We start from the raw sequence: 14553 nt of genomic DNA on the forward strand, positions 1-14553 counted from the left end.
CAATGCAGCTGCACCAAAGTTATGCAAAGGATTGTGATTCCACGACTGAGAGTACTGAGACCTGATTTCGTCCGAGGGATTTTGACTCATACAGTGCAATATCTGCTCGTTTATAGGTTTCTTCTGGTACATCCGATATTTCGGTTATGCCAACACTTACGGTTACATTTTTTTGGCTGTTTAGGTTTACGGCAATGCGTATACGATTCAAAACGACCTCAGCCTCTTTTAGCTCGGTATGAGGCATGATTAGAGCAAACTCTTCACCACCTATCCGGGCGATGATGTCGGTTTCGCGCAATTGTTCCGTTAATGAGTCAGCCACTTCTTTAATGACTTCATCACCTTGATCGTGCCCGTATTGATCGTTAATTCGTTTGAAATGATCAATATCGATAAGGGCAAGAGTAGAACCCTCTGACGATTGATAACGGCGGTAACGGGCAGAATGGGTCTGCATCTCAGAATCAAACTTGCGGCGATTCCACAAACTCGTGAGTGGGTCTTTTAAACTCAGCTCACGCAGACGGTTCTCAAGCGATTTCCTTTGCGTAATATCAATAAACGAAGCGACATAAAATTGAATCGTATCTTGTTTATCTTTGACGGTTTGAATGCGGAGGATTTCCGTTATTTCTGATCCGTCTTGGCGCTTGTTGACCACTTCACCTTCCCACAGACCGTCTTCTTTAAGGGCTCGCCACATCTTAATGTAAAAGTCTTGAGAGTGTTTGCCTGATGAAAATAGCGAAGGTGGCTTGCCTTTGACATCTTCCAACTTATAACCACTGGCACGGGTAAACTCTTCATTCACTTGAACTATGCGGTTGTTTCTGTCGGTGATCACCATTGCTGACATACCATTCATCGCAGCGCGTGCAATTTTGCTATCAAGGCTGTTTTTACGGTGATTGAAGTTCCATGTCACAAAGCTAAAAGTAAGGAGCAATAGAATGATCGAAATGAGTGCAGCTTGTTGGTAGATTGCGTGGCGTTCATGGTCACTAAACGCCTGAGCTTCAGAGAAGTCAGTGGTTAAGAAGATGATTAGGTTGTTTTCTCGTGCACTATCGCCAATGGAGGACTTAGTGAAAGAGAACCATCCATGATCGCCTTTTGCTGTACCTGATTCCCGCAGTTGGACAATACGCCATAAGCTCGGGTACTGAATCGCTAAATTTTGTTCAGAATTATCGTTTAGAAGGTGGCCCATTATATTGCTACCTTGTGAAGACATCAGATAGTAGCCTTGGTCGGTCGCTATATTGGGTAAATTGTCAGCCAGTCCTTTATAAGCCAAGTTTTTGTAAAGCCTAAGTAGATCAAGGTTAACGACAAAATAGCCAATGGTTTGGCTGTTGTAAGAAATAGGGAAGAGGATTCGATATGCTGGAGTCAGGGGACGAACGACAACACCGTTCTCAACTTCTAAGTCAATACCGAACGTACCCATTTGCTGAGGCTTGAGTGTTTTTGCATATTTAAAGTAATCACGGTCACCTTTAAATTGTAGGTCACTCTGATCGACGACTTCTATGAAATGCTCACCACTGTTGACTCGAACGAGCTCCATCCCTTCTGGACTGAGGATTCGTAATTGTGAGTAATAGCCTTGTGTTCTTGCAATCAGAAGCCAAAAGTCTTCAAGTGCATCAAGGTTTGATGGCGTAGGGTTCTTAATCGCTTGCAGCAGGATGTTATTATGCGCGAGATAACGAATCGAAGAAGAAATCTTCGCCATTGAAGAATTCAATTCGGCTTTTGCATACTCAAGCTTATTGCGGTTAAGTTGTTCAACATTCTGCGCGGTTTTAACTTCGAGCATTGACAGCTGGTTGTAAAAGTATAAAAACGGGACAAACGAAAGTGCACATAGCACGAGGGTAAATTGTAAGACGAGTTTTGAGTTTCGCTTGTGCATCTTTGTTCAAAAAATCGATAGTTTGGGCTGATTAGTATATCAAGAGCTAGTGCGATTAGCTGTGAGCAAGGTTGAATATTAATAACAATGGGTATGTCGTGCTTTAATTTGGTGGAAGTGGCAAAGTTGCGAAGTTTGTACTGGTAGAATAAAACAAAGCACCTTATTTAAGGTGCTTTGTTTGGCTAATAATGGTTAGCCGTTACGCTGTTGTAACTTCCGCCTGTTTAGATTCTGCTTTTGCTTTAAGTAATGCGTAGCTAATGCCTGTTACCGCTGTACCAGCAGCAATCGCAATAAGGTACATAAATACCGGAGTGATGGCGTTTGGAATCAGTAGTACGAATAGACCGCCATGAGGAGCCATAAGCTTCGCGCCAAACAGCATAGAGAGAGCCCCCGTCAATGCGCCACCTGCCATACATGCTGGAATAACACGCATTGGATCTTTCGCGGCAAATGGAATCGCACCCTCGGAGATAAAGCATAAACCAAGCACGAAAGAGGCTTTACCGGCTTCTTGTTCACTTTTCTCAAACTTGTTTTTCGCAATGAATGTCGCTAAGCCCATACCAAGAGCCGGAACCATGCCTGCAGCCATAATAGCCGCCATCGGGGCATACGTTTCAGAAGCCAGTAGGCCAACCCCGAATGCGTAAGCTGCCTTGTTCACAGGGCCACCTAAATCGAAACACATCATTGCACCAAGCAACAAGCCAAGTAGAACGGCACTGTCTGAGCCCATGTTGTTAAGGAAATCAGTTAATGCTGTCATGATGCCAGCCACCGGACCACCCACAACATAAATCATCGCTAGACCAGTAAATAGCGTGGCAACAAATGGAATGATAAGGATCGGCTTCAGTGCTTCCATTGACTGTGGCAGTGAGACTTTGTCTGCCAGGAACTTAGCCGCATAACCTGCAATGAAACCAGCAGCAATACCGCCTAAGAAACCTGCACCTGTCGAGCTAGCTAGCATACCGCCAACTAAACCCGGAGCGAGACCTGGACGGTCAGCAATGGAAAATGCGATGTAACCAGCTAAAACAGGAATCATCAGTGCAAACGCAGAGCCGCCACCAATGGTCATTAACGCAGCGGCTAACGTGCCTTCTTCTTTGAACGCTTCGATACCGAATACAAATGACAGTGCAATGATTAATCCACCTGCTACAACAACAGGAAGCATGTGTGAAACACCGGTCATTAAGTGTTTATAAGCGCCTTTCTTTTCTTCAGTTTGCGCTGAAGAGGCGCCAGAGTGTTGGTAGACCGTCGCCTGTTCAAAGGCGTTATCCATCTCTTGAGCCGTTTTCTTTAGCGCAGGACCTGTTTTAGTGCGGTACATCAGCTTGCCATCGAAGCGATCTAATGGCACTTCGATATCAGCAGCGATGATGACCAAATCCGCATCTTGTATTTCTTGTGCAGTAAGTTGGTTTTTTGCACCTACGGAACCACGTGTTTCAACTTTGATTTGATGGCCACGCTGAGCACCTTCTTGCTCTAGGGCTTCTGCCGCCATGAAGGTGTGTGCGACACCTGTTGGGCATGCAGTAATTGCAACGATCTTCTGAGCGCTGTTAGATGTGGTTTGTTGAATCGGTTCAGACGCTACCGCTTCATCTTGACTTAAAAGAGAGGCTTTTTCGCATGCAGTGGTTAAGAATGCTTTAGGGTCGACAGTTACTTCACTGATCGGCGCACTGTAAACAGGTTTGCCAACAAAGCGAGTTGTGTCGATGGTGCGATCAGCGGCGATAATGATGGCATCGGATTGGTCAATATCAGCGTCTGTCAGAAGCGATGGCTCGATAACATTAGATTGGCATTCAATCTTAGCGTCCCAACCAAGAGAGTGAGCCGCTTGTTCTAACAGACCGGCAGCAAGAATGCTGTTTGCTACGCCACTAGGGCAGGCAGTAATGATTGCTATCTTCATAATAGGGTAACCTTTTGTTCCTTAGTTCTCGTCTCGAGTGCTATTTGAATCAAGTGATTGAACACTCGTTTGGTCCATAATGTTTTCCAGCTCTTTATGGCTGGTTAATCCAACGCCAATTTGGCTTACGGCAAGTGCCGATAACGCAGTCGCAAAACGCAGTGTCTGCGGCTTATCAAACATTTGCATGTGGCCCCAACACAAACCGGCTACTAATGTATCTCCGGCTCCTACTGTGCTGACAACGGACATTTTGGGTGGTTTAGCACTCAGCCATTGGTTGTCGTGAAACCACATCACGCCATCTTTACCCATCGATACAACGATGTTTTCGATGCCTTTATCACCAAGATTTTGTGCAGCTGTTTTACACTGCTCTTGACTAGTGAGTGGCTGACCAACAAAATCGCTGAGCTCTTCGTCATTCGGCTTAATTAGCCAAGGTTGAGCGTCAATACCTGCTTTAAGCGCCGCTCGACTGCTATCAAATAGGACTTTTTTACCTTGCTGACGTAATTTCTGGATCCACTGAGCACAGAGTTCTGGGCTGATACCACCAGGTAGACTGCCTGCAAATACGAAGAACTCATGTGTTTCCGCAAGTTCAAACAACTGTTGCTCAAATTTATCAATATCGCCCTGTGACACGGTAACGCCAGGAAAGTTGATATCAGTAACATTCTCGTCCTGCTCAACCAATTTAACGTTGATTCGTGTTGCACCAGAGACTTCGACAAACTGGTTTGAAACGCCAATTTGTTTAAACAGTTGATAAAACAGTTCAGTGTTATCACGGCCCAAAAAACCTGTCACAGTGACATCAGCACCTAAATCACTCAGTACTTTGGCAACGTTTACACCTTTGCCCGCAGCATGGAGATTGCTTTTTGAGACAAGATTGACGCTACCTGAAGTTAATGTGCTCAATGAACCAGTAAGGTCAAGGGCAGGGTTGAGCGTGATGGTAACGACTTTGTTGGTTTTACTCATATTGACTCCTTAACCTTCACCGAGGCCAGATGCGATCGCAGCACCAATAGACTCAAGGGCTTGAGTCGCATCGTGGCCTTCAGCCGTAAACTTAAGCTGGTGGCCATGTTTCACACCGAGAGCGATCACTTTCATCAGGCTCTTCGCATTCACTTCTTTGGAATCACCATCAAGGTTGGCCACGCGAATGTTTGACTCAAACTTCTTCGCTTCAGCAACTAGCATTGCGCCCGGACGAGCGTGCAAGCCATGAGCATTCTTGATTTTGAATACTGCACTATGATCATCAGAGCGTGATGGTGCGGCACTTTCGCCTTTTAGCATTGCAATGAGTTGCTCGGTGTTCGCTTCAAGCAGGTCGTTTTGCTTGTTGTTAAAAACAAGGGACGACAAATTGGATAAGATACTTTTATGTGCTGCATTACAGGCTGAAAAGGTAATAAGTCCGCGCACTGGCAAACCTTCGTATTGACAATCATTTGCCGTTGAAACAAATGAAACACCGGTACGGGTTACAGCTTTGTCGCTTCCTACCAACCATAGGCCTTGACCTAAGTGGGTAGGCTTTTTATTGATGATATCGGCTACAAACTCATTGCCAGCGCAACCACTGTTTTTGAGTAGTCCTGATGCGACAGCGCCCATTTGCAGCATGTCGCTGGCAGGGAAGTTTAGCTGAACGTGTGCCGCGTCGAGATCCGCGTCTAGTTGGGTCTGGCCTAAAAGAAGCTGAATGATGTCTTGTTCTTTCTTCGCTGATTTGAGCGCTTCTTCCACGCCGTCAGAGCCTAATACTTTCGTTAATTGCTTCAGAATCTCTAGGTGTTCGTCAGACTTTGCTGCAATACCGATCGCAACATAAACCGTATTTCCATTGCCCCAATCTACGCCTTTAGGGTAGTGGTGGACGGCAACACCGGTTGACTTAACCAGTGACTTGGTTTCGACAGTGCCATGGGGGATGGCAATACCATTACCTAAAAACGTGGCACTTTGATGCTCTCTATCAATCATGCCATTAACATAGCCACCATCGACAAAGCCATTTTCAGCAAGGCTTTGTGCAATATTTTTGATCGCTTCGATTTTGTCACTTGCCTGTTGAGCAAGAGTAATATCTTTATTGGACAGTGTAAGCATGGGGCTCTCCAGCTTGAAAATGAATCTCCAAATCGTGTCGAAGATACTCAAATGTGTATTTGCTAAATTCAACTGAATCGATTCAGCAAAAAAGAAAAATTTTAGAATCCAGCAAGTCGCTCAACTAAAGGTTGGCTTTAAAGGTCATTCATCGTGATTCAAGTCACTTTCTATCTCTTGCTGAATCCTTTCAGCTTTTATACTGAATCGTTTCAGCTTATAATTCAACTTAGAGATTGATCATTCGTGATGGATTATGATCCAGTGCACAATAAAGGGGCGTTAGATATGACACTTGATGAAATTGCTAAGCTTGCTGGGGTGTCGAAAACCACTGCGAGCTATGTGATTAATGGCAAAGCCCAAAAATATAGGATCAGCGAAAAGACACAGCGTAAGGTGATGGAAGTTGTTGATGCACATAACTACCGACCTGATTTAGCGGCAAGTACGTTACGTGCTGGACACAGTCGTTCTTTTGGTTTGATTATCCCAGACCTTGAAAACACCAGTTACGCACGCTTGGCAAAATTGTTGGAGCAGAATTCACGTTCAGCAGGTTACCAGATCTTGATCGCCTGTTCGGATGATGAGCCGGACACTGAAAAAAATGTGGTTAGGGCGCTAGTGAGCCGCAAAGTCGATGCCTTGTTTGTCGCAAGTGTTATCCCTGAAGCGACCGATTATTATCTCGAATTACAAAAGAGTGGCACTCCGGTCATCGCCATTGACCGCCCGCTAGATGATGAACACTTTTCTTGCGTTATCAGTGAAGACTTTAGTGGTGCGTTTGAGCTAACTCAGTCGGTATTAGATGAGCAAGTTGCTTCGGTGGGGTTAATTGGTGCACTGCCTGAACTGAATGTTTCCAAAGAACGGGAACTAGGCTTTCAGTCGGCTGTGAAGCACAAAGGTAAACAACTGATTGTCGGCTACGGTGAGCACTTTAATCGAACTGATGGTAAGCAAGTACTGGAGGGCTGGCTTGATAATGGCGCGATGCCAGACGCGATTATCACTACCTCTTATACCTTATTAGAAGGGGTGTTAGATGTGATGTTAGAAAAACCAGAGCTCGCCAAGAAGGTTAAGCTTGCGACCTTCGGTGATAATCGACTATTGGACTTTTTGCCGATGAAGATCAACTCATTGCCTCAGCAATTTGAGCTTATCGCTGACAGTGCGATGGCGCTTGCCTTGAATGCTGCGGCCAAGCGATATCAGCCGGGTATAGAGTTAATCCCTAGAAAGATCATTGAACGTTAGAAATGGAAAGCCCCGCATGTAGCGGGGCTTTGTATTAGAGACAGGGTATATCTAGTAGCGGAACAGCTTAACTTGGTTGTTAAGTTGCTTCGCGATGGTCTGTAGGTGCTCAGAAAGTTCGCGTGAGCTATCGGCTTGTACTGACATCTGATCAGAAACATCGTTCGCTAGCTGAATGTTCTTACTCACTTCGCCTGTCACGGTGCGCTGCTCTGAAGCGGCATTTGAAATGTGAGAAGCCATATCCGAGATATCTTGGATCGATAGGGCGATCTTCTCTAGAGCTTCGGTCGCGTTGCTTGCGTCATCAACACTTGATTGCGCGAGATCTTGGCTACGTTGCATAGAATTTACCGCTTCAACACTATTCTGCTGCAAGCTTTCAATCATTTCACGAATTTCATTGGTCGAGCTATGAGTACGTTGTGAAAGAACACGTACTTCATCCGCAACAACCGCAAAACCACGCCCTTGTTCACCTGCACGGGCAGCTTCGATGGCAGCGTTAAGCGCAAGCAAGTTAGTCTGCTCTGCGATGTCACTGATGGTGGAAAGAATCATATTGATATCAAGTGCATTCTTCTCAAGCTCGCGGATTACCTTAGCAGCGTTCTCTACTTGCTGTGCAAGGCTAGTGATCGATTCCTGGTTACGAATAATCACTTCTTTACCTTCATTACAATGCTCAGTAGAACCGATTGCAGAATTGGCCGTCAGTTGGGCATTGTTTGCCACTTCTTCCGCCGCTGCTGACATTTCATGAACAGCTGTAGCGATTTGTGACATTTCATTAAGCTGAATAGCCAAGCCTTCACTGGTTTGTCGTGCAACATCCGTACTGGTTTTCGACTGTTCATCCAGCGCTGTTGATGATTGAGCAATGTCTTGGACGATTTGTTGTAATTTACTAATGAACGCATTGACATGGGTTGCCAGTAAGCCAATTTCGTCTTTTGTTTCAACTTTGATGCGTTGCGTTAGGTCGCCGTCACCTTTCGACAAGGCTTCCATCGATTTGCTTAGAGTTAGCAGAGGTGCTAGGGCTCGTTGAATGAAGAATAGAGCAATGAAGGCGATAATAATGGTTTGTAATACACCCATAAATGCCGCTTGGCGAAGTACAGAACGGAATGAGGCGAATGCATTGTCCTTATCGATCACAACGGTAAAGTACCAATCAGTATTCGGAACCAGTCGTGAAGAGACAAAGGCTTCAGCACCGGCGACTGGAATTTCCTTGATCTCATGACTTTGAGCGATGGACTGGATTGTACCAATGTTTAAGTTGTCAGAGATGCGGCTGATAGGTTTAAGCGCCAGTGAGGTGTCTTTATGTGCAACAATCTTTCCTTGGCTGTTTACCAAGAATGCGTAAACGCCGGTCTCGTGCAGGTTGACGATATCTTCAACCAGAGACTTAATGTTCATGTCAGCACCAATAACCCCGTTATAGCCGTTAGTTGAAAACGGGGTAGCAATCGTTACGACGAGGTCATTGGTTGCGACATCAATGTAGGGTTCAGTGATATGGAAAGTCCCTTTCGACATGGCGTTTGTATACCAATCGCGTTGGCGCGGGTCATAGCCTGGAGGAACGGGTAAATCAACACCCTGCATGAATGTACCATCACTTAAGCCAGCATAAGCGATTTGGAATTGACCTGCGTTGGTGCTTTGGGTGAAATAGCTGGTTGGGTTATCTGAATATTTAAACGCGTCTTTCGCAGCGTTTACGACGTTAATTCGCCCTTGAATCCATTTATCCATGCCTGAAATGTTCGTTTCTAGCAGAGTGGTACCATACTGTTTCACTGAACGGTAGGTTTCATCAAGTAATTGACGGCCGGTCATATAGGTTTGAATCGCTGTCATAACCAAAATGGCGATAACGAAAGCAATCGTGAGTTTGTTTTTTATTGAAATGGCGTTCATTTCGTTGTTCATCCCCAGGGGTTTAAATGCCCGCACATTATACGTTACATAATGAAACAATTAAATGGTCATGCGTACTATTTATTACAAGGGAACGGGTTATTTTAAGTGGGTCAAAACTTTTTAGGGAGATAAAGAGGCTACTGCTAAGTCAGTAGCCTGAGGGATCGTTTTAGTATTGGAATCGAACCGACATGGTGACTTGAGGGCCGTACAAGCCGTTATTGCGCGTTTCAGCAGAAAGAGAGAGTTGCTCAGTCGAGTGGAAACGGACACCACCATGGAACACTGAAGAGTCATCGTTACGACCTAAACGCATCGTTGCTTCAACTTGGTTGGTTAACCACGCACGCATACCAATGTTCACTTCGGCTTGAGTGTTACTTTCACCACCAGCTTCTTCAGTCAGTTTAACTTGGTGAATGAGCAGTTGTCCGTACACGTCAACAAATTGGTTTACAGGACCATTGAATCCGATACCACCAGCAAGGTCGTAGTCATTGTCGAATTGCGAATCTACGCGAACAATAAAGTGAGAGTTGTCGGTAAACAGAGTGCTAAACTCTGCCCCTGTCATTTCTGGCCCTATGGCGGTACGAACTTCAAAATAGTTGTAGCTAAAGTTATTCGCTTGAGTACTTCCACTGATACCTGCGAATGCTAGGGCACTGGCCAAAATGATTTTTTTCAAAAGTAGTCTCCGACTAACATTAAAATGGTGTTATAAAAATGACTTGCAATAAGCAAGCCAGATAATAACTCAATCGAGAGACTAATTCAGGTAGATTATAGAACTTGGATACGATCTACTTCAATTTCCGGTGTATTTCCGCCTTCGTATTCACCAAATAGACGAAGTTTTGTCGTGTGGTCAATAGATTTCGCCATATTAATGTCATCGTCTAGTTCAACCTGAATTTCCGAATTACCGTCTGAGAAGATAAATGTGTCACCTTTTACTTGGCGTACCAACACACCTTCAACAACAACATTTTTTTCTGTAAACATGCTTGTGTCTTCCAGTAGAGAGCTTACTGAAGCGATCTCAACAGGGCCGGTATATTGAACGCCGCTATGTTTGTCATGACCATCTTTAGCCATTGCGAAAGTAGGTGCTAGGATCATTGTTGCAGCAGTCGCGATAAGAAGTTTCTTCATGGGTATTTCCTTTATTAATTCGTCAATGTTTGTTTGATGGTGCTATTAAAACAGAGTGAAGTTGAATCGAGGCTGAGCAGGTAATTCATATTCCGTTCATCTTATTGAGTAAAACTGGTAAAAGCCGTTATTATGGCGCTTACAATAAGAAATCTAATGGATTTGATACGACATGCAGTCGACGTTAAAAGCACTGATGGTTCAAGGGACTACGTCAGATGCAGGTAAAAGTGTTTTAGTGGCAGGTCTGTGCCGCGTACTAGCGAGAAAGGGTGTGAATGTTGCCCCTTTTAAACCTCAAAATATGGCGTTAAATAGTGCCGTCACCGCGGATGGTGGCGAAATTGGTCGAGCTCAAGCGGTTCAAGCGGTCGCGTGCAATATTGAATCTAGCGTTCACATGAACCCAGTATTACTCAAACCTCATACCGATACCGGTGCTCAAGTCATCTTTCAAGGCAAAGCAACCACAACTGTTGATGCGATTGGCTATCAGTCATACAAAAAAGTAGCCTTACCGGTAGTTTTAGAGTCTTTCGAAATACTCCAACAGCAATTTGATACTGTAGTCATTGAGGGGGCGGGTAGTCCAGCGGAGATCAACCTTAGAGAAAACGACATTGCTAATATGGGATTTGCTGAAGAAGCGGATGTGCCCGTCATTATTGTTGCAGATATCGATCGTGGTGGCGTTTTTGCCCATCTTTACGGCACGCTAGCGCTATTATCTGAAAGTGAGCAACAGCGTGTTGTCGGCTTTGTCATTAATCGCTTTCGCGGTGATATTGGATTGCTTCAACCGGGGTTAGATTGGCTTGAAGAGAAAACCGACATACCGGTACTTGGTGTCCTTCCATATTTGCATGGTTTTGATCTTGAAGCGGAAGACGCGATCAACGCTGAACAAGTCAATGGAGAGATAAGTAAGTTGAGTGTTGTGGTACCTGTCTTACCTAGGATCAGTAATCATACCGATTTTGATGCGCTAAGACAGAATCCCGATATTAACTTACGTTATGTAGGTAAGGGTGAGCGCCTTCAAAATGCAGACTTAATCATTCTGCCGGGCTCTAAAGCAGTAAGGAGTGACTTAGAGTACCTAAGAAGCCAAGGTTGGGACCAAGATATACAACGCCATTTACGTTTAGGTGGTAAAGTGATGGGGATTTGTGGTGGCTATCAGATGCTCGGTAATCGCATTGATGACCCTCTGGGTATTGAAGGGCAGGCAGGCTCAACTCAAGGACTTGGATACCTTGATATAGAAACCGAGCTGAAACCGAGTAAAACCCTCACGAATGTAACAGGTACGCTGAGCTTAAACGGCCGACCTGTGCCTGTGAGTGGTTATGAAATTCATGCTGGTATTTCTAATGTTCGAGGCTCTGAAGCTATTCGCTTGGAAACGGGCATTCTTGATGGCGCAATCAGTGACTGTAATCAAGTGTTTGGTACCTATTTGCATGGTATCTTCGATACGCCCGCTGCTCTTGGGGAAATTACCCATTGGCTTGGTGTTGATGAGTTGACTCACATTGACCATAAACAAAATCAACAAAAAGCGATTGATCAGATAGCTGACGCGATAGAGCAGCATGTTGATCTAGCAAAACTGTGGCCCGACTTATAACAAATAGGCAGTAATGAAACGTCGTCATTTAATACAATTTCTCACTTTACTTTTGATGAGCTCGTCCAGTTTTGGTCAAGAGTCTATTCGTGTTTACGCAGCATCTTCAATGACTCAGGCCCTTCAAGCATTGAGCACACAATTTGAACGAGAGCATGATGTGAAAGTGACCCTTATTTTCGCAGGAACATCATCACTCGCTAGGCAAATAGAACAGGGGGCGCCAGCAGATATTTTCATCGCGGCGAACCAGAAGTGGATGGACTATTTACTGAGTAAAGAGGCCATTGATAGTGACGCTGTCACAATTGTTGCGTCTAATCAACTTGTCGTCGTAGGGCAGCAAGCGACTCATCTTGAGACAGCTAACGCTCAGTCTTGGCTAGATACATTAGATGGACAAAGACTGGCATTAGGGCAAACAAATGCGGTGCCTGCCGGCATTTACGCTAAGCAGTCTTTGCAAGCTCTAGGCGTTTGGTCAAACCTGGCAGGGCAGCTCGCTCCAACAAAAAATGTACGTACCGTCTTGGCATTGGTTGAACGTAATGAATCACCTCTGGGCATCGTTTACCTCACGGATGCCTTATCAAGTGATAAGGTTCACCTTGTTGGGCGCTTACCCGAATCGACCCATGACGCTATCGTCTACCCAATGACGACACTAAACGAAAAAGAAGCAACGCAAGCATTTAGTCAATTTGTACGATCGCCACACGGGCAAGCGATTCTTCAGCAGTATGGTTTCAAAAAGGTACACGAAAATTGATGGATGTTTTAACCGAGTACGAATATCAAGCGTTAATGCTGAGTCTCAAAGTTGCCTTCTTCGCGATAGTGTGGCTGATTCCATTAGGTATTGCGATTGCTTGGGTATTGGCCCGAAAACAATTTCCCGGAAAAAGTCTTGTTGACAGCATCATTCATCTACCGCTTGTGCTTCCTCCGGTCGTTATCGGCTACCTGCTGTTGATCTCAATGGGACGACAAGGCTTTTTAGGCAGTTGGTTATACGAACATTTTGGTCTGGTCTTCTCATTCAATTGGAAAGGCGCGGTACTCGCCTGTATTGTCGTTTCATTGCCACTTATGGTTCGTTCTATCCGTTTGAGCCTTGAATCTGTCGATACCAAGCTAGAGCAAGCAGCAGCAACCCTTGGCGCGTCGCCTTTTAAAATCTTTCTTACTATTACACTGCCTCTAACGATTCCAGGGATCATTACTGGAACAATGCTCGCGTTTGCCCGCAGCTTGGGTGAATTTGGTGCCACGATTAGTTTCGTTTCCAATATTCCAGGCGAGACTCAAACTATTCCTTTGGCGATGTACAATTTTATTGAGACACCCGGTTCAGAAGCGGAGGCTATGCGCCTTTGTATTATTTCGATCGTGATTGCCTTGAGCTCGCTTGTGATCTCCGAACGCTTAAGCAAAGCAACGACACGTCGATTAGGAGCGCGCCAATGAGTCAGATAGAAGTTTGCTATAAACAGCGCTTGGGCGAGACTCAATTTGATATTGACTTAGTGTTACCTGAAAAGGGGATCACCGCGATCTTTGGTCGATCGGGTGCAGGTAAAACGTCACTGATTAACGTCATTGCGGGATTAACCGCGCCAGATTCAGGTTATGTCAAAGTGAATGGCAAAACGCTGTTTGATTCTTCGTCTAACGTTAATGTCGCCACGTATAAACGCAATGTCGGCTATGTATTTCAAGACGCACGTTTGTTCCCTCACTGTAAGGTTAAAACCAATCTCAAGTATGGTGTGAAATCACCTGACGAAACACACTTTAAGCAGATTGTTGAATTATTGGCTCTGGGCTCATTGCTCGAGCGTTACCCGAATCAATTGTCGGGTGGTGAGAAACAACGCGTTGCAATCGGGCGTGCGTTGTTATCAAAACCGGATATTCTCTTAATGGATGAGCCGTTGGCCTCTTTAGACCTTCCAAGAAAAAGGGAAGTGATGCCCTTTCTGGAACAATTGGCATTAAGCATAGAAATTCCAATTCTCTATGTTTCCCATAGCTTGAACGAAGTGTTGAGGTTATCAACGCATTTAGCGGTTTTAGAACACGGTAAAATTGCTGTTTCTGGGCCAATAGAAGAGGTTTGGGCATCAAAGGCGATGCGACCATGGCAATCATTTTCAGAACAAAGTTCGTTATTTGAAGGAAAATTAGTTCAGCACAACGAGCAGTATGCATTGTCAAAGATCGAACTCGCCGACAAAGTTTCTCTTTGGGTACAAAAAGTTGAAGGGGAGTTGGGCTCATCGGTTAGGCTTCAAGTTCGGGCCAATGATGTGTCTATCATGCTCGAAGAGCCGAAAGGGACCTCTATTCGAAATATTTTAAAGGGCTCAATCAAGGCCATCGAAACTCAGACCCACGGGAACGAAAGGCAAAGTGTGTCAATTAAGATCGCGTTGGCAGAGAAGTGCTGTCTAAATGCCACCATTACGGCTTGGGCAAAAGATGAACTTGAACTAGACGTTGGCTTGCCGGTTTATGTGCAGGTGAAAGGGGTCAGTGTTACGCAAAAAGACGTGGTGCTATCCCATTAAA

12 protein-coding genes are annotated in these 14553 nt (G+C 45.0%); 5 read left to right on the plus strand and 7 right to left on the minus strand.

Features of this window, described 5'->3' with window-relative positions; translation table 11 throughout:
* Window positions 1-19: 19 nt before the first annotated feature.
* The 4 genes from EJ063_RS00575 to fruB form a co-directional block, all read right to left on the minus strand.
* Window positions 20-1921: a sensor domain-containing diguanylate cyclase gene (locus tag EJ063_RS00575; protein ID WP_126572064.1), complete on the minus strand. Its 1902-nt coding sequence runs from the start codon at window positions 1919-1921 to the stop codon at window positions 20-22.
* A gap of 202 nt (window positions 1922-2123) precedes the next feature.
* Window positions 2124-3866 carry a PTS fructose transporter subunit IIBC gene (gene fruA / locus EJ063_RS00580; protein ID WP_126572065.1) on the minus strand — a complete coding sequence of 581 codons (1743 nt, stop codon included), beginning with the start codon at window positions 3864-3866 and terminating at the stop codon, window positions 2124-2126.
* 21 nt (window positions 3867-3887) lie between these two features.
* Window positions 3888-4856, minus strand: coding sequence for a 1-phosphofructokinase (pfkB, locus tag EJ063_RS00585; RefSeq protein WP_126572066.1), 969 nt, complete (start codon window positions 4854-4856; stop codon window positions 3888-3890).
* Between the two features lie 9 nt (window positions 4857-4865).
* The gene (fruB, locus tag EJ063_RS00590) at window positions 4866-5996 is read right to left on the minus strand and encodes a fused PTS fructose transporter subunit IIA/HPr protein (protein WP_126572067.1); all 1131 of its coding nucleotides are present in this window, start codon (window positions 5994-5996) and stop codon (window positions 4866-4868) included.
* 288 nt (window positions 5997-6284) lie between these two features.
* Here fruB and cra point away from each other — a divergent pair, with 288 nt between their 5' ends.
* Window positions 6285-7262: a catabolite repressor/activator gene (gene cra, locus EJ063_RS00595; protein WP_126572068.1), complete on the plus strand. Its 978-nt coding sequence runs from the start codon at window positions 6285-6287 to the stop codon at window positions 7260-7262.
* 51 nt (window positions 7263-7313) lie between these two features.
* Here the strand turns inward: cra and EJ063_RS00600 are convergent, their stop codons facing one another.
* The 3 genes from EJ063_RS00600 to EJ063_RS00610 form a co-directional block, all read right to left on the minus strand.
* Entirely contained in the window at window positions 7314-9194 is a 1881-nt protein-coding gene (locus EJ063_RS00600) for a methyl-accepting chemotaxis protein (RefSeq protein WP_126572069.1), read from the minus strand.
* 172 nt (window positions 9195-9366) lie between these two features.
* Complete coding sequence (locus EJ063_RS00605; RefSeq protein WP_126572070.1) at window positions 9367-9885, minus strand: hypothetical protein; 519 nt, start codon at window positions 9883-9885, stop codon at window positions 9367-9369.
* Between the two features lie 95 nt (window positions 9886-9980).
* Window positions 9981-10352, minus strand: a complete 372-nt coding sequence (locus tag EJ063_RS00610; RefSeq protein ID WP_126572071.1) for a YgiW/YdeI family stress tolerance OB fold protein — start codon at window positions 10350-10352, stop codon at window positions 9981-9983.
* Window positions 10353-10524: 172 nt separating this feature from the next.
* Here EJ063_RS00610 and EJ063_RS00615 point away from each other — a divergent pair, with 172 nt between their 5' ends.
* The 4 genes from EJ063_RS00615 to modC are packed head-to-tail and all read left to right on the plus strand — an operon-like array spanning window position 10525 to window position 14552.
* Window positions 10525-11982: a cobyric acid synthase gene (locus EJ063_RS00615; protein ID WP_126572072.1), complete on the plus strand. Its 1458-nt coding sequence runs from the start codon at window positions 10525-10527 to the stop codon at window positions 11980-11982.
* Between the two features lie 13 nt (window positions 11983-11995).
* On the plus strand, window positions 11996-12751 hold the full coding sequence (modA, locus tag EJ063_RS00620) for a molybdate ABC transporter substrate-binding protein (protein WP_126572073.1): 756 nt from the start codon (window positions 11996-11998) through the stop codon (window positions 12749-12751).
* The gene (modB, locus tag EJ063_RS00625; protein WP_126572074.1) at window positions 12751-13449 is read left to right on the plus strand and encodes a molybdate ABC transporter permease subunit; all 699 of its coding nucleotides are present in this window, start codon (window positions 12751-12753) and stop codon (window positions 13447-13449) included. The genes modA and modB overlap by 1 nt, the downstream gene beginning before the upstream one ends.
* A complete protein-coding gene (modC, locus tag EJ063_RS00630; RefSeq protein ID WP_126572075.1) occupies window positions 13446-14552 on the plus strand; it encodes a molybdenum ABC transporter ATP-binding protein ModC in 1107 nt (368 codons plus the stop codon). The genes modB and modC overlap by 4 nt, the downstream gene beginning before the upstream one ends.
* Window position 14553 lies beyond the last annotated feature (1 nt).

Source organism: Vibrio aquaticus (assembly GCF_003970385.1).
Classification (GTDB): Bacteria; Pseudomonadota; Gammaproteobacteria; order Enterobacterales; family Vibrionaceae; genus Vibrio; species Vibrio aquaticus.

What these genes read in the sequence shown, in the direction of transcription:
- EJ063_RS00575 (WP_126572064.1), bottom strand. Translation starts at nt 1,921, where the DNA reads ATGCACAAGCGAAACTCAAAACTCGTCTTACAATTTACCCTCGTGCTA.
- fruA (WP_126572065.1), bottom strand. Translation starts at nt 3,866, where the DNA reads ATGAAGATAGCAATCATTACTGCCTGCCCTAGTGGCGTAGCAAACAGC.
- pfkB (WP_126572066.1), bottom strand. Translation starts at nt 4,856, where the DNA reads ATGAGTAAAACCAACAAAGTCGTTACCATCACGCTCAACCCTGCCCTT.
- fruB (WP_126572067.1), bottom strand. Translation starts at nt 5,996, where the DNA reads ATGCTTACACTGTCCAATAAAGATATTACTCTTGCTCAACAGGCAAGT.
- cra (WP_126572068.1), top strand. Translation starts at nt 6,285, where the DNA reads ATGACACTTGATGAAATTGCTAAGCTTGCTGGGGTGTCGAAAACCACT.
- EJ063_RS00600 (WP_126572069.1), bottom strand. Translation starts at nt 9,194, where the DNA reads ATGAACGCCATTTCAATAAAAAACAAACTCACGATTGCTTTCGTTATC.
- EJ063_RS00610 (WP_126572071.1), bottom strand. Translation starts at nt 10,352, where the DNA reads ATGAAGAAACTTCTTATCGCGACTGCTGCAACAATGATCCTAGCACCT.
- EJ063_RS00615 (WP_126572072.1), top strand. Translation starts at nt 10,525, where the DNA reads ATGCAGTCGACGTTAAAAGCACTGATGGTTCAAGGGACTACGTCAGAT.
- modA (WP_126572073.1), top strand. Translation starts at nt 11,996, where the DNA reads ATGAAACGTCGTCATTTAATACAATTTCTCACTTTACTTTTGATGAGC.
- modB (WP_126572074.1), top strand. Translation starts at nt 12,751, where the DNA reads ATGGATGTTTTAACCGAGTACGAATATCAAGCGTTAATGCTGAGTCTC.
- modC (WP_126572075.1), top strand. Translation starts at nt 13,446, where the DNA reads ATGAGTCAGATAGAAGTTTGCTATAAACAGCGCTTGGGCGAGACTCAA.